Source organism: Pseudomonas sp. PAMC25584 (assembly GCF_058135675.1).
On sequence record NZ_CM176870.1, the window covers coordinates 4,519,787 to 4,539,408 of the forward strand.

The window sequence follows — 19,622 nt, forward strand, 5'->3', positions numbered from 1 at the left end:
TTATTTCGGGGCACAGGCCAGGGCGATACGCATCTTGATGATTGCGCGGTTGAACTTGGCGGTGGTGTTGGTGCTCTTGCCCGCCGGCACGCTAACAGTACGGCGACGTGGCGCTTCCGGCCCATTGGTGAAGGTGACGGAACACACCGCGTCGTTGGTCCCGTAGTTGTTCAGTTGGATCGAACTGATGTCACCGTCCACGTCGGACGCGGTGTAATCCACGCTCACGCCGTCGATTTTTTTTGTCACGTCGATCGGGTAGGCAAACGCGCTTAACGGCAGCAGTGCCAGCAACACACAACACAATTTTCTCATTCGGCAGTCTCCAATAAGGACCGCCAGCTTAGGACAAGAGGAGCTCATCTTGAAAGCGCCCCGCGTTACCCTCGATCAATGGCGCACATTGCAAGCCGTGGTCGACCATGGCGGCTTCGCCCAGGCGGCCGAAGCGCTGCACCGTTCACAGTCCTCGGTGAGCTACACCGTGGCCCGCATGCAAGACCAGCTCGGGGTGCCGCTGCTGCGCATCGACGGGCGTAAGGCCGTGCTCACCGACGCCGGCGAAGTGCTGTTGCGCCGTTCCCGGCAGTTGGTGAAAAACGCCAGCCAACTCGAAGACCTCGCCCATCATATGGAACAAGGCTGGGAAGCCGAGGTGCGCCTGGTGGTCGATGCCGCCTACCCGAATGCGCGCCTGGTGCGCGCCCTGACCGCCTTTATGCCGCAGAGCCGTGGCTGTCGCGTGCGCCTGCGCGAGGAGGTGCTGTCGGGCGTTGAAGAGCTGTTGATCGAAGGCGTGGCCGACCTGGCGATCAGCGGCTTCAGCATCCCCGGTTACCTCGGCACGGAGATGAGCAACGTGGAATTTGTCGCCGTCGCTCATCCAGAGCATGCCCTGCACCGTATGAACCGCGAACTGAGCTTCCAGGACCTGGAAAGCCAGATGCAAGTGGTGATCCGCGACTCCGGGCGCCAACAGCCGCGCGATGTCGGCTGGCTCGGCGCGGAACAGCGCTGGACCGTCGGCAGCCTCGCCACGGCCAGCAGTTTCGTCGGCAGCGGCCTGGGCTTTGCCTGGTTGCCCCGGCACATGATCGAGCGCGAACTCGCCGAGGGCGTGCTCAAGCAGCTACCCTTGGAACAGGGCGGCAGCCGCCACCCCACGTTCTACCTGTACTCGAACAAGGACAAACCCCTGGGGCCGGCGACGCAGATCCTCGTGGAACTGCTACGCACATTTGACACCGCGCCCCTGGATGCGCCTTTCGCCGCCCCGCAGCAAGCCTGAAACGGAGTTCATGCATGGCCTGGTTCGAACATGAAGGGTGCAGCCTGCATTACGAGGAATATGGCCACGGCGCCCCACTGATTTTGATCCACGGCCTGGGCTCCAGCAGCCAGGATTGGGAACTGCAGATTCCGGTGCTGGCCAGGCATTACCGGCTGATCGTGGTGGATGTGCGCGGCCACGGGCGCTCGGACAAACCCCGGGAGCGCTACAGCATCAAAGGTTTCACCTTCGACCTAATCGCCCTGATCGAACACCTGGACCTGCCTCCCGCCCATGTGGTGGGCTTGTCCATGGGCGGCATGATCGCGTTTCAACTGGCGGTGGACGAACCGGCGCGGGTCAAGAGCCTGTGCATCGTCAACAGCGCGCCCGAGGTCAAGGTGCGCAGCGCCGACGATTACTGGCAATGGGCCAAGCGCTGGACCCTGGCGCGCGTCCTCAGCCTGGGCACCATCGGCAAGGCCCTGGGCGACCGGCTGTTTCCCAAACCGCAGCAAGCCGACCTGCGCCGCAAGATGGCCGAGCGCTGGGCAACAAACGACAAACGTGCTTATCTCGCCAGCTTCGATGCGATTGTGGGCTGGGGCGTGCAGGAACAACTTTGCAGAATTACCTGTCCAACCCTGGTCATCAGCGCCGACCACGACTACACCCCAGTGGCGCAGAAAGAAATCTATGTAAAACTGCTGCCCGATGCGCGGCTGGTGGTGATCGAAGATTCCCGCCACGCCACGCCCTTAGATCAACCCGAAGTCTTTAACGCTACCCTTCTCGATTTTCTAAAGACAGTCGAAACCACTACCCAGGATCACTGACCCATGCTGAAAAAAATCGCCTTCTTTGCCGGTTCCGTGCTGTTCGCTGCCAACCTGATGGCGGCCGAGCCTGCCAAGGCGCCCCACGTATTGATCTCCACCACCAACGGCGACATTGAAATCGAACTGGACCCGGTCAAGGCGCCGATCAGTACCAAGAACTTCCTGGCCTACGTCGACAAGGGTTTCTACACCAACACGATTTTCCACCGTGTGATCCCGGGCTTCATGGTCCAGGGCGGCGGGTTCACCACGCAGATGGCGCAAAAAGACACCAATCCACCGATCAAGAACGAAGCCAGCAATGGCCTGCATAACGTGCGTGGCACGCTGTCGATGGCCCGCACCTCGAACCCGGATTCGGCCACCAGCCAATTCTTCATCAACGTCGCGGACAACGCCTTCCTCGACCCAGGTCGCGATGCCGGTTATGCCGTGTTCGCCAAAGTGGTCAAGGGCATGGACGTCGTCGACATCATCGTCAACTCGCAGACCACCACCAAACAAGGCATGCAAAACGTGCCCATCGATCCTGTCCTGATCAAGTCGGCCAAGCGCATCGACTGAGGTCTGCAGGTAGTTTCGCGCGGCGCTCACAAGGCGCCGTGCGCATTTGAACAGGAGAGCCCGCCGGGCGGGCGTCAACCCTAATGCTCTATCGTCGTTTCGAACAACTGATCGATATTTTCCGCGACGCGCCCAGCGCCGCCCCTCCCGACAAAGTCCTGCCCTTCTACCTCTACTACTTGCGTCAGGTGTGGCCGTGTTTTGCCGCACTGTTGGTGGTGGGCCTGATCGGCGCACTGATCGAAGTCGCGCTGTTCAGCTACCTGAGCCGCATCATCGACCTGGCCCAGGGCACACCACCGGCGAATTTCTTCCAGGTTCACAGCACCGAGCTGATCTGGATGGCCGTGGTCGCCCTGCTGCTGCGTCCGATCTTCGGCGCCCTGCATGACTTGCTGGTCCACCAGACCATCAGCCCCGGCATGACCAGCCTGATCCGTTGGCAGAACCACAGCTACGTGCTCAAGCAGAGCCTGAATTTCTTCCAGAACGACTTCGCCGGGCGTATCGCCCAGCGCATCATGCAAACCGGCAACTCCCTGCGCGACTCCGCCGTGGCGGCCGTGGATGCGATCTGGCACGTGGCGATCTACGCCATCAGTTCCCTGGTGCTGTTTGCCGAGGCCGACTGGCGCCTGATGATCCCGTTGGTGAGCTGGATCGTCTGCTACAGCCTGGCATTGGGCTACTTCGTGCCACGGGTGAAAGAGCGTTCGGTGATTTCCTCCGAGGCACGCTCCAAGTTGATGGGGCGCATCGTCGATGGCTACACCAACATCACCACCTTGAAGCTGTTCGCCCATACCCAGTCCGAGCAGGAATACGCCAAGGAAGCGATCATCGAGCAGACCGAAAAAACCCAGTTGGCCAGCCGTGTGGTGACCAGCATGGACGTGGTGATCACTACCATGAACGGCCTGCTGATCGTCACCACCACCGGCCTGGCCCTGTGGCTGTGGACCCACTCGCTGATTTCCGTGGGCGCAATTGCCCTGGCGACCGGCCTGGTGATTCGCATCGTCAACATGTCCGGTTGGATCATGTGGGTGGTCAATGGCATTTTCGAAAACATCGGCATGGTGCAGGACGGCCTGAAAACCATCGCCCAGCCGCTGGCCGTGGTCGACCGCGACAACGCTCCACGCCTAACCGTACCCCATGGCGAAGTGCGCTTCGAGCAGGTGGATTTCCACTACGGCAAGAAGAGCGGGATCATTGGCGGCCTGAACCTGAACATCAAGGCCGGTGAAAAAATCGGCCTGATCGGCCCCTCCGGCGCGGGCAAATCGACCCTGGTCAACCTGCTGTTGCGCCTATACGACCTGCAAGGCGGGCGCATCCTGATCGATGGCCAGAACATCGCCGAGGTCGCCCAGGAAACCCTGCGCGAACAGATCGGCATGATCACCCAGGACACCTCGCTGCTGCACCGCTCGATCCGCGAAAACCTGCTGTATGGCAAGCCGGACGCCAGCGACGAAGAACTCTGGGCAGCCATACACAAGGCGCGTGCCGATGAGTTCATCCCGCTGCTGTCAGACGCCGAAGGCCGCACCGGGCTGGATGCCCATGTGGGCGAGCGCGGGGTCAAACTGTCGGGCGGGCAACGCCAGCGCATCGCTATCGCGCGGGTGCTGCTCAAGGATGCGCCGATCCTGATCATGGACGAAGCCACCTCGGCGCTGGACTCGGAAGTCGAAGCGGCGATCCAGGAAAGCCTGGAAACCCTGATGCAAGGCAAGACGGTGATTGCGATTGCGCACCGGTTGTCGACCATCGCGCGGATGGACCGCCTGGTGGTGCTGGAGAAAGGCCAGATCGCCGAGACGGGCAGCCATGCCGAGCTGCTCGCCCACGGCGGGTTGTATGCGCGGCTATGGCAGCACCAGACCGGAGGTTTTGTCGGCATCGACTGAAAACTGCCGGCCCTACGCAACTCAACATGTGGGAGCAAGCCCCCTCCCACATGGGTGGCCTGGATTTGTGCCACAACCCTGCTGTAATCAGTGCAGTGCCCAGACGGGCGCTGAAGTAAATCTGCAGGGAGCATCACTGATTTACTGATTCGGTAGAGCGATCTATCAAGGACGTGTGGCATGTCTTTGTTCAAGCGTTCAGTCACAGAGGGTTTAGGTACGTTTTGGCTGGTGTTGGGCGGCTGCGGGAGTGCGGTGTTGGCCGCAGCGTTTCCCGCAGTCGGCATCGGGTTGTTGGGAGTGGCCCTGGCCTTCGGGCTCACGGTGCTGACCATGGCAGTCGCCATCGGGCACATCAGCGGTTGTCACCTCAACCCGGCGGTATCGGTGGGGTTGGTCGTGGGCGGCAGGTTTCCGGCCAGGGAGTTGCCGGCGTACATCGTGGCCCAGGTCATTGGTGGCACTGTCGCGGCTGCGCTGTTGTATGTGATCGCCAGCGGCAAACCGGGGTTCGAACTGGCGTCAGGCTTGGCGTCCAACGGCTATGGCGAGCATTCGCCTGGCGGTTATTCATTGGCGGCGGGGTTCGTCTGTGAGCTGGTGATGACAGCGATGTTCGTGCTGATCATCCTCGGCGCCACCGACCACCGTGCCCCGAAGGGCCTCGCACCCATCGCCATCGGCCTGGCGCTGACCTTGATCCACCTGATCTCGATTCCCGTGACCAACACCTCGGTCAACCCGGCCCGCAGTACGGGGCCGGCGCTGATCGTGGGCGGGTGGGCGATCCAGCAATTGTGGATGTTCTGGCTCGCGCCGATCCTTGGCGCGGTGATCGGCGGCATGGCCTATCGATGGCTGGGCAAGGAGGAGCCGGCCTGAAGCAAAACGGGTTCAGCCCTGTCGATACGGCAGGGCTGCCCTCGCCTCTTCGGCATACGCCAGAATCCCCACCCGCTCGCGCGCCAGGAAATCCTCAACCGCATTCTTCAACCCCGGATGGCGCAGGTAATGCCACGACCGGGTGATCACCGGTTCGAACCCGCGAATCAATTTATGTTCGCCCTGGGCGCCGGCATCGAAGCGTTGCAAGCCGTGGGCAATGGCGTAATCCATGCCTTGGTAGAAGCAGGTTTCGAAATGCAAGCGGTCGAATTCCGCCAGGCAGCCCCAGTAACGACCATAGAAGCTGTCGCCGCCGATCAGGCTGAACGCCATGGCCACCGGGCGTGTGCCTTGTTTAGCCAGCACCACGCGGATCGCTTCGGGCATGCGTTCGGCCAGCAGGCTGAAAAACGCGCGGGTCAGGTACGGCGCTTGGCGGCGCACCGCGTAAGTGTTGGCGTAGCAGGCGTAGACAAAATCCCACTGCGCCTCGCCGAGTTCATGGCCTTGCAACCATTCGAACTCGATGCCCTGCCCCGCCACCTGTTCGCGTTCCTTGCGCATCTGTTTGCGCTTGCGCGAACTCAAGGCGTCGAGGAAGTCCTGAAAGTCTCGGTAGCCACGGTTCTGCCAGTGAAACTGACAACCCAGGCGCTGCAACCAGCCCGGCTGTTGGGCGAGGGCGCCATCCGCCAGCGGATCGGTGAAGTTGATATGCGCGCTGGAGAGCCCTTCGATTTCCAGGTAGCCCGGCAGGCTGTTGAGCAGCTCGAAAGCCTCTTCAGCGCTGGCGGCCAGCAAGCGCGGGCCGCTGACCGGGCTGAACGGCACGGCGACCAACAGCTTGGGGTAGTAATCGATACCGGCCCGCTGGCAGGCATCCGCCCAACCGTGGTCGAAGACGTACTCGCCGGATGAATGCCATTTGCGATAACCGGGCAAAGCCGCCACCAGCCGATCGTCTTCCCAGTGCAGTAAATGCTCGGGCTGCCAGCCCGAATGCGGGCCCAGGCTGGCGCTGTCTTCCAGCGCGCTCAGGAACGCATGTCGCACAAAGGGTTGGGCCTGCGGCACCAGGGCGTCCCAGACCTGCGGGGCGATTTCGGACAGGCTGTCCAGGCGTTGCAGCGGCATCGGCATCCTCACTACTTCAGGGCGTGAAAGCCTCGCGAGTATCGCTTATCGCCACTCCCAACACACCCCCGAATCGACGGACAAGGCTCTAAACCAATAGTTCCATTCTAAATAATTTGTCATCTTCATGACATCATTTCGCCACCTCTTCGTCATAAACGATCGTGATACTAACGCCTGTTTTTAGCGCGCCTGGTTCTACCCGGGCGGTTATTTTTCCGTCCGTCATCGGTCGGTTGTGTCCTGGATGGTTTGCCATCCCTCCTCACTTTCGGAGATTGATATGCGTCTTGCTTCCACTAAAACTGCGGCGGCCCTATGTGGCGGCTTGTTGCTGGCCCTGAGCGTTCCGGCCAGCGCTGCAGTCGACGCTAAATTGCTCGACATGCTCAAGGCCAACGGTCAGATCACCGGTTCGCAGTACACTGAACTGCAAGCTGAGCTGGCCAAGGATCAGAAAGAAAAGCAGATCGCACAGCAAGCTCAACAAGAGACCAACGAACAGATCGCGGCCACCGCGAAAAAAACCAACGACCTGAGCGTGTTCGACCAGAAACTCGCCTGGGCCGCCAGGACCCAGTTCAAGGGTGACGTGCGTTTCCGCCAGGAAACCGTGAAGATCCAGGGCGAATCCAACAACGGTGGCCGTGACAAGGACCGTCAGCGCATCCGTGCCCGCCTGGGCGCCTACACCGAGATCAACAACCAAGTCGACACCGGCATTCGTATCTCCACCGGCAGCAGCGACGACGCACGCTCCACCAACCAGGATCAGGACAACTACTTCAACAAGAAGTCGATCTGGCTGGACCTTGGCTACATCGACTACCACCCGGACCAGATCAAGAACCTGCACGTCATCGGCGGCAAGATGCTCCAGCCGTGGGTGAGCATGGGCGACATAATCTGGGATAGCGATATCAACCCGGAAGGTCTGGCACTGACCTACAAATACCCGCTGGGTAGCAGCGCCGAGCTGTTCGGCAGCCTCGGTAACTACAACCTCAAGGACAACGTCGACGGCGACGGCGTGCAATTTCGCAACGACCTGCGCCTGACTTCCGGCCAGTTGGGTACGCGTTTCTCGGTGACCGACAACCTGAAAATGACCCTGGGCGGCAGTATCTACGCCTACCAGAACGACCAGAGCAGCGCCTGTACGAGCAGCACCACGCCTTGCGCACTGGCAGTCAACGGCAACTCGGCGAACGAACAATTCCGTCTGTATGAAGGTTTTGCCCAGGCCGACATCGGTGGCCTGGCCGTGCCACTCGCGTTCTACGGCCAGTACGTGAAGAACAACGATGCGTCCAACGATCAGGACACCGCCTGGTTGCTGGGTGCCAAGTCCAAGGTGTTCGGGTTCAACCTGGACTACAACTACCGCGATACGCAACGTAACGCTGTAGTCGGCGCCTTCACCGATTCGGACTTCGCCAACGGCACCACCGGTTCGCGCGGCCATAAGATGAAGGTCAGCTACGACATCGATAAGAACTTCGCCGTCGGCGCCACGTACTACCTGACCAAGGCTGACTACGCCAGCCGCACGCAGCGTGATGCCAACACCAACACCCTGCAGTTGGATGCTGAAGCCAAGTTCTAAATGTAAGTGCGACACGCCTGGGGCCAGGATGGCCCTGGGTGGCTTTAACAGCCTGGCGTGGGTGAGTCGGTCCCCATCATCCGTCCGATTCCCCCGCGCGAGTCTGCCTTTCCCCCGCCGTTACTGATCCTTGCGCCGCTCGGCGGCCAGCCGTTCAGCCAAGGCATCCACACCCTGTACCGGCGCCTGCGGCATGATCCGCAACGTGGCCTGCATCAGGCGCATCTGACGGATAAAACGCCGGCAATTGGGGCAGAACATCAAGTGATGACGCACCAGCAGCCGCTCGCGAAAGGTCAACTGCCCATCGAGAAAGTCACTGGAATGTGCCACTTGCTCTTTACACGTCAACATTCGCCGGTTTCCTCAAAATGCTCCACCGTGGCGAAGACTTTAAGCCGCGCACGATGCAACAGCACCCGTACATTGGAGAGCGAAAGCGTCAGAAGATTACAAATTTCCTCCAGCTCCAGACCCTGACGTTCACGCAGCACCAGGACGCTGCTTTGCAATTCCGACAAATTCAGCAACGTATGCTCCAGGCATTTGCGCAGCTCATCCTCAGTGAGCAGGGCTTCCGGGGTGTCCTGATGCCAGGCAAAGGGGGCGACAGCCCAGTGGCCATCATCCGGCATGAAACGCTCATCCCCGATCGTACCGTGGGGCGAGGGCAAATCATCGAGCAATACTTCGCGACGATTCTGCTTGTAGCGGCCCTTGGCGGCATTGGCGGTGATGGTCAGCAGCCAGGTCTTGAGGCTGGAGCGCCCTTCGAACTTGGCCAGGTTGCGCACCACTGAGAGCCAGGCGTCCTGCACCACTTCGTCGGCATGGCGCTGGCCGACAATCGCATAAGCCACCGCGCGCATTGCGCTTTGGTATTGCGTGACCAATTCCTTGTAGGCCCGCTGCTCGCCCTTGAGCAAGCGTTCAAGCAGGTGCGCGTCGTCCGCTGCTGCCATTCGAGACCTCGGTTTCCAAGTGAGAACGCGATCTGTGTGGGGGCTGGCTTGCCAGCTCCCACATTTGACCGCGGCGAGCCGCAGAATCAGCGTTTGCGCAGGATCACGCTGCCGATCGAGTAGCCCGCGCCGAACGAGCTAAGTACCGCCACAGCGCCTTTGGGCAAGTCGTCCTGGTAAGTATGGAACGCAATCACCGATCCCGCCGAGCTGGTGTTGGCGTAGGTGTCGAGAATCACCGGCGCTTCTACCAGCGTGGCTTCACGCCCCAGCAGCTTCTTCACGATCAGGTGGTTCATGCTCAGGTTGGCCTGGTGCAGCCAGAAGCGCTTCACGTCGTCGACGTTCAACTGGTTTTGCGCCAGGTGCGCGCCGATCAACTCTGCGACCATCGGGCAGACGTCGCGGAAGACTTTGCGGCCTTCCTGCACGAACAGTTTGTCGGGCGCACCGATGCCCTCTTCCGCCGCGCGGTTGAGGAAGCCGAAGTTGTTGCGGATGGTATTCGAGAACTTGGTCAGCAGCTTGGTGCTCACCACGTCGAACTGGTGCTCGGAGGTTGCCAGGTCGGCGCGTTCGAGGATCACCGCAGTGGCCGCGTCACCGAAAATGAAGTGGCTGTCGCGGTCGCGGAAGTTCAAGTGGCCAGTGCAGACTTCCGGGTTGACCATCAGGATTGCCCGCGCCTGACCCAGCTTGATGCTGTTGGCGGCGTTCTGGATGCCGAAGGTTGCCGAGGAACACGCCACGTTCATGTCGAAACCGAAACCTGCGATGCCGAGGGCTTCCTGGACTTCGATGGCGATGGCCGGGTAGGCACGTTGCAGGTTGGAGCAGGCGACGATCACCCCGTCGATGTCGGCGGCGGTCTTGCCGGCGCGCTGCAGGGCCTGTTCGGCGGCGCCGACGGCCATCTGGCAGAGCACCGACCACTCGTCGTTGCTGCGCTCGGGCAGGCGCGGAGTCATGCGCTGCGGGTCAAGAATGCCGTCCTTGTCCATCACAAATCGGCTCTTGATGCCCGACGCCTTCTCGATGAAGGCCGCGCTGGACTCGGTCAGCGCCTGCACGTCACCGCGTTCGATGGCAGCGGCGTTCTTCGTGTTGAACTGCTGCACGTAGGTATTGAAAGACTGCACCAGCTCTTCGTTGGAGATGCTGTTGGCCGGGGTGTACAGGCCAGTGCCGCTGATGACGACGTTATGCACGGTCGTTCCTCTAAATCTGTCAGGCAGAAGATATTGGTACCGTCGTACCAAACTGTAGGTCGTTTGAGGCCATCCAGCGGGCTTCAAACTGGCAACGCTTTATTCCATCGCGCCGCGGCTGCACACCAGCCCATCACGACGATCCCGGCATTTATAACCGCGAAGTTTGCCACAACCCTGGGGATTTGGCGCCATATCCCGGATAAGCGCCATTGCCCATTAGTGTGATCAAGCCTCCACCAGGCTCCATTGCTTGCTCAGGCGCTTGTCCGAAATCGGTACCTTGGTGCCCAACTGCTGGGCAAACAACGACACCCGATATTCCTCCAACCACCAGCGGTAGAGCGTTAGCTGGGGGTCGCGCTTGCCTTCCTGGGCGTGCTTGTTCAAGCGGTTCTGGTACTGCGCCCACAGGCCGCCCAGCTCGCCGCTCCACACCCGGTCTTTTTGCACCTGGCTGGGCAGTTTTTCCAGGCGCAGCTCGATGGCCTTGAGCAAACGCGGCAATTCTTTTAACCACAGCGCCGGGGTTTCCCGCACAAAACCGGGATAGACCAGATTGCTCAGTTGCTGCTTGATATCGTTCAAGGCCACCGCCTGCGCCAGGTCGATCTTGCCTTTGAAGCGCTTTTGCAGGCCGTGCCAGAGTTTCAGCACGTCCAGCGTCAAGCGCGCCAGACGCTCGGCATGTTCGGTCCAACTGCCACGCTTGCGCTCGGCCAACGCCGCCAACCCGGCACCGTCACGCGGCAGGTTGGCTTCGCCGTCCAGCACGCAGGTGTCGAGGCTGGCCAGCAGGATGTCTTCCACCAGCGCGTCGATGCGCCCCAGCTCGCGGTACATCAGGCCCAGTTCGGTCAGGCCGGGCAATTTGCCACGCAGGAATTTTGCCGGCTCAGCCAATTGCTGCATCAACAGGCGCTGCAAGGCGCGCCGGTGCTGGAATTCGGCCTCGGCGGCGGTGGAGAAACGCCCTTCCTTGACCGTGGCGTTTTCTTCCACCAGCGCCGGATACACCGTCATCGACAACCCGGCGATCTTTTGCTGGGTCTTCTCGGCTACCGCCGCAAACCCCTTGGCCTCCACCGGCTGTTGGCTTTTCGCGGTTTGCGGCACGGCCAGCGCGGCCTGGCTCGCCTCGGCAAAGCGCGCGGTCAGCTCGGCCAGGTCGCGGCCTTCGCCGAGAAACTTGCCCTGGCCGTCGACCACTTCCAGGTTCATCTTCAGGTGGCTTTCCACCTGCTGCGCGGCCTCGGCCCAGGCTTCATCGCTGACGCGTGCGCCGGTCATGCGCAGCAACTCGCGCCCCAGCGCCTGGGGCAGCGAACCCTGGGCGAATTCGATACGTTGCAGGGCAGCCCTGACGAAGTCCGGCACCGGCACGAAATTCTTGCGCAGGGCCTTAGGCAGGTTACGCACCAGGGCGATGCACTTGGCTTCGATCACCCCCGGCACCAACCACTCCAGGCGCTCGGCGGGCAAGGCCGGCAACAGCGGCGCCGGCACGCGCAGGGTCACGCCGTCACGCGGATGGTTGGGTTCGAAGTGGTAACTCAAGGCCAGCGCCAGGTCGCCCAGGTGCAGGGTGTCCGGGTAATGCGCAGCGGTGACTTCGCTGGCGTCGCGGGCCAGTACGTCTTCCTCGCGCATGATCAGCAATTGCGGGTCTTTCTGGCTGTTGACCTTGTACCAGCTGTCGAACGTCGCGGTCTGGTGGATCTCCGCCGGCAAGCGCGCATCGTAGAACGCATACAGCGTCTCTTCGTCGGCAAGAATGTCACGACGACGCGCCTTGGCTTCCAGTTCGTCGAGCTGCTCCAGCAGTTGCTGGTTGGCCGTCAGGCACTGGGCCCGCGACTGGATCTCGCCGCGCACCAGGCCTTCGCGGATAAACAGCTCACGCGACACCACCGGGTCGATCGGCCCGTAATGCACCGGACGCCGCCCGACCACAATCAGCCCGAACAGGGTGATCTGCTCGAACGCCACCACTTGGCCGCGCTTCTTCTCCCAGTGGGGTTCGAAGTGGTTTTTCTTGATCAGGTGCCCGGCCAGCGGCTCGATCCAGTCGGCATCGATCTTCGCCACCATGCGCGCATACAGCTTGGTGGTCTCCACCAGTTCGGCGGCCATCAGCCATTGCGGACGTTTCTTGCCGATGCCCGACGACGGGTGAATCCAGAAGCGCCGCTGACGCGCGCCGAGGTAATCGCCGTCTTCGGTTTTCTGCCCGATCTGGCTGAGCAGGCCGGACAGCACGGCCTTGTGCAATTTGGCGAAGTCCGCCGGTTCCTTGTTGAGGCTCAACTGCATATCGCGGCAGATCAGACTCAACTGGCGATGGGAATCGCGCCACTCGCGCAGGCGCAGGTAGTTGAGGAAGTTCTTGCGACACCAGTTACGCAGCGGGCTGGCGGTCAATGCCTGGCGTTGCTCTTCAAAGCCGCGCCACAGATTGACCAGGCCGGCGAAGTCCGAATCGACGTCCTTCCATTGCGCGTGGGCCTGGTCGGCGGCTTGTTGACGCTCCGGCGGGCGCTCGCGCGGGTCCTGGATCGACATGGCACTGGCCACGATCAGCACTTCCTGCAAGCTGCCCAGCTTGGCGGCTTCGAGCAGCATGCGGCCCATGCGCGGGTCCACCGGCAGGCGCGCCAACTGGCGGCCCAGCGGGGTCAGCTGGCTGTTGCGGTCAACCGCCGACAGCTCTTGCAGCAGGTTGAAACCGTCGCTGATGGCCTTGCCATCCGGCGGTTCGATAAACGGGAAATCGGTGATTTCACCCAGGCGCAGGTGCAGCATCTGCAGGATCACGGCAGCCAGGTTGGTGCGCAGGATCTCCGGGTCGGTAAATTCCGGGCGACCGATAAAGTCTTCTTCGCTGTACAGGCGGATGCAAATCCCCGGCTCGACCCGGCCGCACCGGCCTTTACGCTGGTTGGCGCTGGCCTGGGAGATCGCCTCGATGGGCAGACGCTGCACCTTGGCGCGGTAGCTGTAGCGGCTGATGCGCGCGGTGCCGCTGTCGATCACATAGCGAATGCCCGGTACGGTCAGCGAGGTTTCCGCGACGTTGGTCGCCAGCACCACGCGCCGGCCGGGGTGGGACTGGAAAATGCGCTGCTGTTCGGCCGGTGACAGGCGCGCGTACAGCGGCAAAATCTCGGTGTGCTTGAGCTGGGCCTTGCGCAGCATGTCGGCGGCGTCGCGAATCTCGCGCTCGCCCGGCAGGAACACCAGCACGTCGCCAGGGCTGCGCCGTTCGCTGCGCTCATAGGCGGCGATTTCATCGAGGGTGGCGAGGATCGCCTGGTCGACGGTCAAGTCGTCTTCGACACGGTTGCCCTCTTCGTCCTGTTCCAGGGTCAGCGGGCGGTACCAAGTGTCCACCGGGAAGGTGCGGCCCGACACTTCGACAATCGGCGCATCGTCGAAATGCTTGGAAAAGCGCTCCAGGTCGATGGTCGCCGAGGTGATGATGACTTTCAGGTCCGGGCGACGCGGCAGCAGGGTTTTCAGGTAGCCAAGCAGGAAGTCGATGTTCAGGCTGCGTTCGTGGGCTTCGTCGACGATGATCGTGTCGTAGCGTTCGAGGTAGCGGTCGTTCTGGGTTTCCGCCAGCAGGATGCCGTCGGTCATCAGCTTGATCAGGGTGTTGGAATCGCTCTGGTCTTCGAAGCGCACCTGGTAACCGACCAGCGCACCGAGCGGCGTGGCCAACTCTTCGGCGACCCGACTGGCGACGCTGCGCGCCGCGATCCGGCGCGGCTGGGTATGACCGATCAGGCCGTATTGGCCGCGACCGATTTCCAGGCAGATTTTCGGCAGTTGGGTGGTCTTACCCGAGCCGGTCTCACCGGCAATGATCAGCACCTGATGCTTGAGCAGCGCAGCCTTGATTTCGTCACGCTTGGCGGCAATCGGCAGGCTGTCGTCATAGCGGATCAGCGGCAGGCTGGCGCGCCGCGCCGTAACCTGGGCGCAGGACGCCTGCATGCGCGTCACCCACTGCGCCAGCTTCTCCTCATCGGGCTTCTTGCGCAGCTCGAGCAACTGCCGCCGCAAACGGGGGCGGTCGGCGAGCATGGCGTGATCGAGATTTTTCAGCAGTTGGTCGATAGCAGGCGCTTGGTCAGTCATCAGGTGCGTTTTGGTCGTCTATTTATGCAGGGGGCGGATTGTCGCAGAAAACCGCCGGCACGCGCGCCCCTCATTCGTTATCGCGCTCCTTGCGCCGATACGGAAACACATCGATCACCTTTCCAGCACGAATCGCGTCCTGCAGGCCCTTCCAATAGTCGGCGTTGTACAACTCGCCGTGCAGCTTATCGAACAACTTGCGCTGGCCGGCGTCGGCGAACAGGAACGGTGGGAACTCTTCGGGGAACACATCCAGCGGGCCGATGGAGTACCAGGGCTCCGAAGCCATTTCATCCTCTGGCGTGCGGGGTGCGGGGATGTGGCGGAAGTTGGCTTCGGTGAGGTAGCAGATCTCGTCGTAGTCGTAGAACACCACGCGGCCGTGGCGGGTGACGCCGAAGTTCTTCAGCAACATGTCGCCGGGGAAAATGTTCGCCGCCGCCAGTTGCTTGATCGCCAGGCCATAGTCTTCCAAGGCTTCGCGTTCCTGGGCGGGGTTGGCGTTCTCAAGGTAGAGGTTGAGCGGGGTCATGCGCCGTTCGGTCCAGCAGTGGCGGATCAGCACGCTGTCGCCTTCGACTTGAACCGTGCCGGCCGCCACTTCGAGCAATTCGGCCAGGCACTCGGGTTCGAACTTGCTCAACGGAAAGCGAAAATCAGCGAACTCCTGGGTATCGGCCATGCGCCCGACGCGGTCGACACTTTTGACCAGGCGGTACTTCTCGATCACGGTGGCGCGGCTGACGTTTTTCGACGGCGAGAAGCGGTCCTTGATGATCTTGAACACCGTGTTGAAGCCCGGCAACGTAAACACGCTCATGACCATGCCGCGTATGCCGGGAGCCATGATGAACTGATCATCGGTGGTGGCCAGGTGGTTGATCAGGGCGCGATAGAATTCCGACTTGCCGTGCTTGTAGAAGCCGATCGAGGTGTACAGCTCGGCAATGTGCTTGCCCGGCAGGATGCGCTTGAGGAAGCCGATGAACTCCGCCGGCACCGGCACGTCGACCATGAAGTAGGAGCGGGTGAAGGAAAAAATGATCGACACATCGGCTTCGTCGGTAATCAGCGCGTCGATCTGGATACCCTGCCCTTCGCGGTGCAGCAACGGGATTACCAGCGGCCACTGCTCGTCGCGGGTGTAGATGCGTCCGACAACGTAGGCGCCCTTGTTGCGGTAGAGCACCGAGGAAAACAGCTCGACCTTCAGCTCAGGGTCCTTGCACACCCAGTCCGGCAGGTTCTCGCGCAATTGCACTTCGAGGCGGCACAGGTCGGCCGGCAAATCCGCGTAGGGCTCGCTGAAGCTGTAATCCGCGAAAATCTGCGCCAGCATGTCGGAGATCTTCCCGACAGGCGTGTAGATCCGCGTTTGCGCCGCCCTCGCCCGGCGCAGGCTCGGCCGAGTGGTATGGACAAACATGCAGCCGTCGGTGATCAGGTCATGGCTGAACAGGCTGCAGAAGATCGAGTTGTACCAGGTCTCGGACAGCTCATCGTCAAAGCGCAGGTCGATCAGGCCGATGTAGGCGCTTTTGACCAAGGGCCAGGCATCAATGGCCTGCAGCGTAGCGTCATCGAAACTCGCCTGCAGGCGGTTCGTCACTTCGCTGACTTTCTCCTCATACAGGTTGATACGCGCCGCCGAGGCTGCCTGGCCCTGCTGCCACTGGGCCTTTTCGAAACGTTCACGGGCTCCATCGGTGATCTGGCGGAAGTGCTCGCGGTAATCGTCGAAGCCATCGAGGATCATCTGGGCGATAGCGAGGGCGGGTGTGCGCTGCGACATGCGGGAAACCTCGAACGGGCATCTGGAAGCCCAGAGCTTAGCCAGTCAAGGGAGCCAGGAGAAGCAGTCATTTAGCATGCTTGTTTGTGGACTTTCGTTCATTTCGCAGATTTATGCGCGTTATTGAGAACACTCACCGCGGCCAATGCGCATATCGGCCAGCACCGCGCGGTGATGCGGGTTGTCCTGTAATCAGTGATTGTGTCGAGCCAGTCGCTGGGCAACACTCGCCGCCTTCTTGATGTAGGAGTTTTCTGTGAGACCTGTCGACACCCTGTACCTGCTGGGGCTGGCCGCGATCTGGGGCGCGAGTTTCCTGTTCATGCGCATTATCGCGCCGGAAATCGGCACGCTGCCGACCGCGTTTTTTCGCGTGTCGATTGCCGCCGCCGGCTTGCTGGTGATGCTGGCGGTGATGCGCGTGAACTGGGACTTTCAGGGCAAGTTCAAGACCATCCTGCTGCTGGGCGTGATCAACTCCGGCATACCCGCGACCCTGTACTCCGTGGCCGCCCAGGTGTTGCCGGCGGGTTACTCGGCGATCTTCAATGCCACCACGCCGTTAATGGGCGTGCTGATTGGCGGATTGTTTTTCAGCGAACGCCTGACGCCATCGAAAGTCGGCGGGGTGTGCCTGGGCCTGTTTGGCGTGGGCGTACTGACCCGCGCCGGGCCAGTGGCATTTGACCTGGAATTGTTGATGGGCGCGTTGGCCTGCCTGTTGGCCACCACTTGCTATGGCTTCGCCGGTTTTCTCGCGCGGCGCTGGCTGGATCAGCGCGGCGGGCTCGACAGTCGGCTCGCGGCCCTGGGCAGCATGCTCGGCGCGACCTTGTTCCTGCTGCCGCTGTTTGCCTACAGCGCCATCCGCCATCCGCCGGCAAGCTGGGGCGGCTGGCACGTGTGGTTGTCGCTGCTGGGGTTGGGGCTGATGTGTACGGCGTTTGCCTACGTCCTGTACTTTCGCCTGCTGACGGCGATTGGCCCGGTGAAGTCGATGACCACCACCTTCCTGATTCCGCCGTTCGGGGTACTGTGGGGAGCGTTGCTGTTGGATGAGCCATTGTCGATGGCGCATCTGTATGGCGGGGTGTTGATTGCGGGGGCGTTATGGTTGGTGTTGCGGCCGGGGACATTGGCCAAAGCGCTGTAGGGGCGCCTTGCCCCTACAGCGTGTTCAGACGTCAGCTTTTACGGAATACAAACACCAGACCCATGATGATCAACCCCATCCCCAGCAGGCTCAATAACGCGAGCCGGTTGCCGAAGATCAGGTAATCCATCACCGCTGTCACCGCAGGCACCAAGTAGAACAGGCTGGTGACATTGACCAAATTGCCCCGGGCGATCAGGCGGTACAGCAACAGCGTCGCCAGCAGCGACACCACCAGGCCCATCCACAGCACCGGCAGGTAAAAGCTGGCGTTGTGCTCAAAGTGGAACGGCTGGAACGGCACAAACACCGAGCACAGCAGCAGCCCTGCCAGGTACTGCACGGGTAGCGTGCCCAACGGGTTGTCGGTGATGCGCTTCTGCATGATTGAGCCGAAGGTCATGCTTGCCAGGGCCAACAAACCGAAGAGCATCCCGGCCAGGGACATCCCCGACAGCCCGATGCCTTGGTAGACCACCATGATCAGCCCCACCAACCCCAACCCCAGGCCGAACATCCGGCGCCAGGAGCGTTGGCGCTCCATCAGCACCACGGTGAGAATCGGCTGCACCCCCATGATGGTTGCCATCACCCCTGGGGTGACTTTGAGGTCCAGGGCCAGCAGATAGAAAATCTGGTACGCCCCCAACAACACCAGCCCCGTGGTCGCCGCATACAGCAGCGGCTTGCCGGGTTGCGGCAGTTTGAGCTTGAGGATCGGTACCAAAATCACCAACCCCGCAAGGGCGATGGCAAAACGGATCAGCAAAAAGGCGAAGGGCGACGCATGGGCCAGGCCCAACTTGGAGAAAATCGCCCCGCTGCTCCACAGCAATACAAACAGGCTCGTCGAAGCCGCCGCGGCCACGGATTGTTTCGAAATAACAGACATGGTTACCACCTGTAATCAGGCAAAAAGCCGATTCAGCAAAAGCTAAAGCGCGTGGGTTTAGCTCAGTAGGTTTTTTTCAGGCGGGCATACGGGAACAGCAATCAGCTGATCAGCCCGAAATGCCAACACCCGGCGGTGATACGACTGCGTACACCGGCGTGCTACTGACAGGTGGAGGGGGGTAGTGACTGATCTGCGCAGGCTGCTGATTCCCGCACGGCACGACCACAGCGCTGGACGCTGAATCGACTACCGCTATGCACAGGAATGCAGGCATGGGCTGATCTTTTGAGGAGATGAAAGCGCGACGACTATAACCAGCCGCCGACATATTTTGCAATCGCTCCAGCAGAACCGCTTTCGCGTGATGGCTTTTTCATTTTGGCCGCGCAGGCCGCCCGCTATACTACCGCCCGGTTTTTTCCAAGGATTTCACATGGCCGCTTTGCCCTGGCTGTACCTCGCTCTCCTATCCATCGGCTATGTCATGGCGTTGGTCTACGGCCAACTGGGGGTGCTGGCGGCAATCTCCGTGGCCCTGCTGCTGATCGCCGGGTATGCGGTACGCCAGCAACGGACCGCATGGGGGCGTTACGTCGGCCACGGGTTGTTCATCGTATTGGCCTTGGGCCTTGCAATGCACTGGCTGCCGGGGTTCGACAACGGGCGCGGTATCGCGCCCCAGCGTTTCACCGCCGATGCCGTGCCCTTCTCGATGTACCTCAACCAGGACAAACCGCTGATCGGCTTCTGGCTGCTGCTGGCCTGCCCGTGGATTGTGGCGCGGCGCTCATTGCGACTGTCGATCTGCGTCACCGCCTTGGCGTTGACTCTGACAGCCATAGTGGCACTGGGTGGCGCGGCGTTGCTGGGCGTCATCAGTTGGGCGCCGAAGTGGCCGGACCAGGCGTGGTTGTGGGTGCTGAATAACCTGTTGTTGGTGACGTTAGTGGAAGAAGCGCTGTTCCGCGGCTACATTCAGGGCGGCCTGAGCCGACGCTTCAAACACTTGCCCTACGGCGAAAACCTCGCATTGCTGCTGGCCGCTCTGCTATTCGGCCTTGTACACCTGGGCGCGGGCTGGCAGTGGGTGCTGCTGGCCAGCATCGCTGGCGTCGGTTATGGCCTTGCTTATCGTTTTGGCGGCCTGGGCGCGGCGATTGCCACGCATTTCGGCCTTAATTTTCTGCATTTCGGACTGTTTTCCTACCCAATGCTCGCCGGCTGATTATTGCAAAAATAAGTTAAATATATGATCGCC

General features: G+C 61.4%; 16 protein-coding genes. 8 read left to right on the top strand and 8 right to left on the bottom strand.

The window, feature by feature from the left end; genetic code table 11:
- Nucleotides 1-315 carry a 3-phosphoglycerate kinase gene (locus ACS5Q8_RS20970; RefSeq protein ID WP_247397373.1) on the bottom strand — a complete coding sequence of 105 codons (315 nt, stop codon included), beginning with the start codon at nucleotides 313-315 and terminating at the stop codon, nucleotides 1-3.
- A 49-nt stretch (nucleotides 316-364) separates the two neighbouring features.
- On the opposite strand from ACS5Q8_RS20970, the gene ACS5Q8_RS20975 reads away from it, so the two are divergent.
- The 5 genes from ACS5Q8_RS20975 to aqpZ all read left to right on the top strand — a co-directional run bounded on the left by ACS5Q8_RS20975 (nucleotide 365) and on the right by aqpZ (nucleotide 5,471).
- Nucleotides 365-1,288: a PA3225 family LysR-type transcriptional regulator gene (locus ACS5Q8_RS20975; protein ID WP_253397824.1), complete on the top strand. Its 924-nt coding sequence runs from the start codon at nucleotides 365-367 to the stop codon at nucleotides 1,286-1,288.
- A gap of 14 nt (nucleotides 1,289-1,302) precedes the next feature.
- Nucleotides 1,303-2,106, top strand: coding sequence for an alpha/beta fold hydrolase (locus tag ACS5Q8_RS20980; RefSeq protein WP_276194277.1), 804 nt, complete (start codon nucleotides 1,303-1,305; stop codon nucleotides 2,104-2,106).
- Between the two features lie 3 nt (nucleotides 2,107-2,109).
- Nucleotides 2,110-2,673, top strand: coding sequence for a peptidylprolyl isomerase (locus tag ACS5Q8_RS20985; protein WP_253397827.1), 564 nt, complete (start codon nucleotides 2,110-2,112; stop codon nucleotides 2,671-2,673).
- A gap of 83 nt (nucleotides 2,674-2,756) precedes the next feature.
- On the top strand, nucleotides 2,757-4,589 hold the full coding sequence (locus tag ACS5Q8_RS20990; RefSeq protein ID WP_276194278.1) for an ABC transporter ATP-binding protein: 1,833 nt from the start codon (nucleotides 2,757-2,759) through the stop codon (nucleotides 4,587-4,589).
- Between the two features lie 180 nt (nucleotides 4,590-4,769).
- Nucleotides 4,770-5,471, top strand: coding sequence for an aquaporin Z (gene aqpZ / locus ACS5Q8_RS20995; RefSeq protein ID WP_276194280.1), 702 nt, complete (start codon nucleotides 4,770-4,772; stop codon nucleotides 5,469-5,471).
- A 12-nt stretch (nucleotides 5,472-5,483) separates the two neighbouring features.
- On the opposite strand, the gene ACS5Q8_RS21000 is transcribed toward aqpZ, so the two are convergent.
- On the bottom strand, nucleotides 5,484-6,608 hold the full coding sequence (locus ACS5Q8_RS21000) for a GNAT family N-acetyltransferase (RefSeq protein ID WP_276194281.1): 1,125 nt from the start codon (nucleotides 6,606-6,608) through the stop codon (nucleotides 5,484-5,486).
- Nucleotides 6,609-6,891: 283 nt separating this feature from the next.
- On the opposite strand from ACS5Q8_RS21000, the gene ACS5Q8_RS21005 reads away from it, so the two are divergent.
- Nucleotides 6,892-8,214, top strand: a complete 1,323-nt coding sequence (locus ACS5Q8_RS21005; protein WP_276194282.1) for a putative porin — start codon at nucleotides 6,892-6,894, stop codon at nucleotides 8,212-8,214.
- A gap of 120 nt (nucleotides 8,215-8,334) precedes the next feature.
- Here the strand turns inward: ACS5Q8_RS21005 and ACS5Q8_RS21010 are convergent, their stop codons facing one another.
- The 5 genes from ACS5Q8_RS21010 to aceK form a co-directional block, all read right to left on the bottom strand.
- Nucleotides 8,335-8,568, bottom strand: coding sequence for an anti-sigma factor family protein (locus ACS5Q8_RS21010; protein WP_276194284.1), 234 nt, complete (start codon nucleotides 8,566-8,568; stop codon nucleotides 8,335-8,337).
- Nucleotides 8,562-9,176: an RNA polymerase sigma factor gene (locus ACS5Q8_RS21015; protein WP_247403507.1), complete on the bottom strand. Its 615-nt coding sequence runs from the start codon at nucleotides 9,174-9,176 to the stop codon at nucleotides 8,562-8,564. The genes ACS5Q8_RS21010 and ACS5Q8_RS21015 overlap by 7 nt, the downstream gene beginning before the upstream one ends.
- Nucleotides 9,177-9,262: 86 nt before the next feature.
- A complete protein-coding gene (locus tag ACS5Q8_RS21020; RefSeq protein ID WP_276194285.1) occupies nucleotides 9,263-10,384 on the bottom strand; it encodes a beta-ketoacyl-ACP synthase III in 1,122 nt (373 codons plus the stop codon).
- A 228-nt stretch (nucleotides 10,385-10,612) separates the two neighbouring features.
- A complete protein-coding gene (gene hrpA / locus ACS5Q8_RS21025; protein ID WP_426100069.1) occupies nucleotides 10,613-14,524 on the bottom strand; it encodes an ATP-dependent RNA helicase HrpA in 3,912 nt (1,303 codons plus the stop codon).
- A gap of 70 nt (nucleotides 14,525-14,594) precedes the next feature.
- The gene (gene aceK, locus ACS5Q8_RS21030) at nucleotides 14,595-16,316 is read right to left on the bottom strand and encodes a bifunctional isocitrate dehydrogenase kinase/phosphatase (protein ID WP_276194287.1); all 1,722 of its coding nucleotides are present in this window, start codon (nucleotides 16,314-16,316) and stop codon (nucleotides 14,595-14,597) included.
- Nucleotides 16,317-16,572: 256 nt separating this feature from the next.
- On the opposite strand from aceK, the gene ACS5Q8_RS21035 reads away from it, so the two are divergent.
- Nucleotides 16,573-17,469: a DMT family transporter gene (locus ACS5Q8_RS21035; protein ID WP_247401669.1), complete on the top strand. Its 897-nt coding sequence runs from the start codon at nucleotides 16,573-16,575 to the stop codon at nucleotides 17,467-17,469.
- Nucleotides 17,470-17,500: 31 nt separating this feature from the next.
- Here ACS5Q8_RS21035 and ACS5Q8_RS21040 read toward each other — a convergent pair whose 3' ends face one another.
- A complete protein-coding gene (locus tag ACS5Q8_RS21040) occupies nucleotides 17,501-18,361 on the bottom strand; it encodes a DMT family transporter (RefSeq protein WP_276194288.1) in 861 nt (286 codons plus the stop codon).
- A gap of 436 nt (nucleotides 18,362-18,797) precedes the next feature.
- Here ACS5Q8_RS21040 and ACS5Q8_RS21045 point away from each other — a divergent pair, with 436 nt between their 5' ends.
- A complete protein-coding gene (locus ACS5Q8_RS21045; protein WP_426100071.1) occupies nucleotides 18,798-19,589 on the top strand; it encodes a CPBP family intramembrane glutamic endopeptidase in 792 nt (263 codons plus the stop codon).
- Nucleotides 19,590-19,622 lie beyond the last annotated feature (33 nt).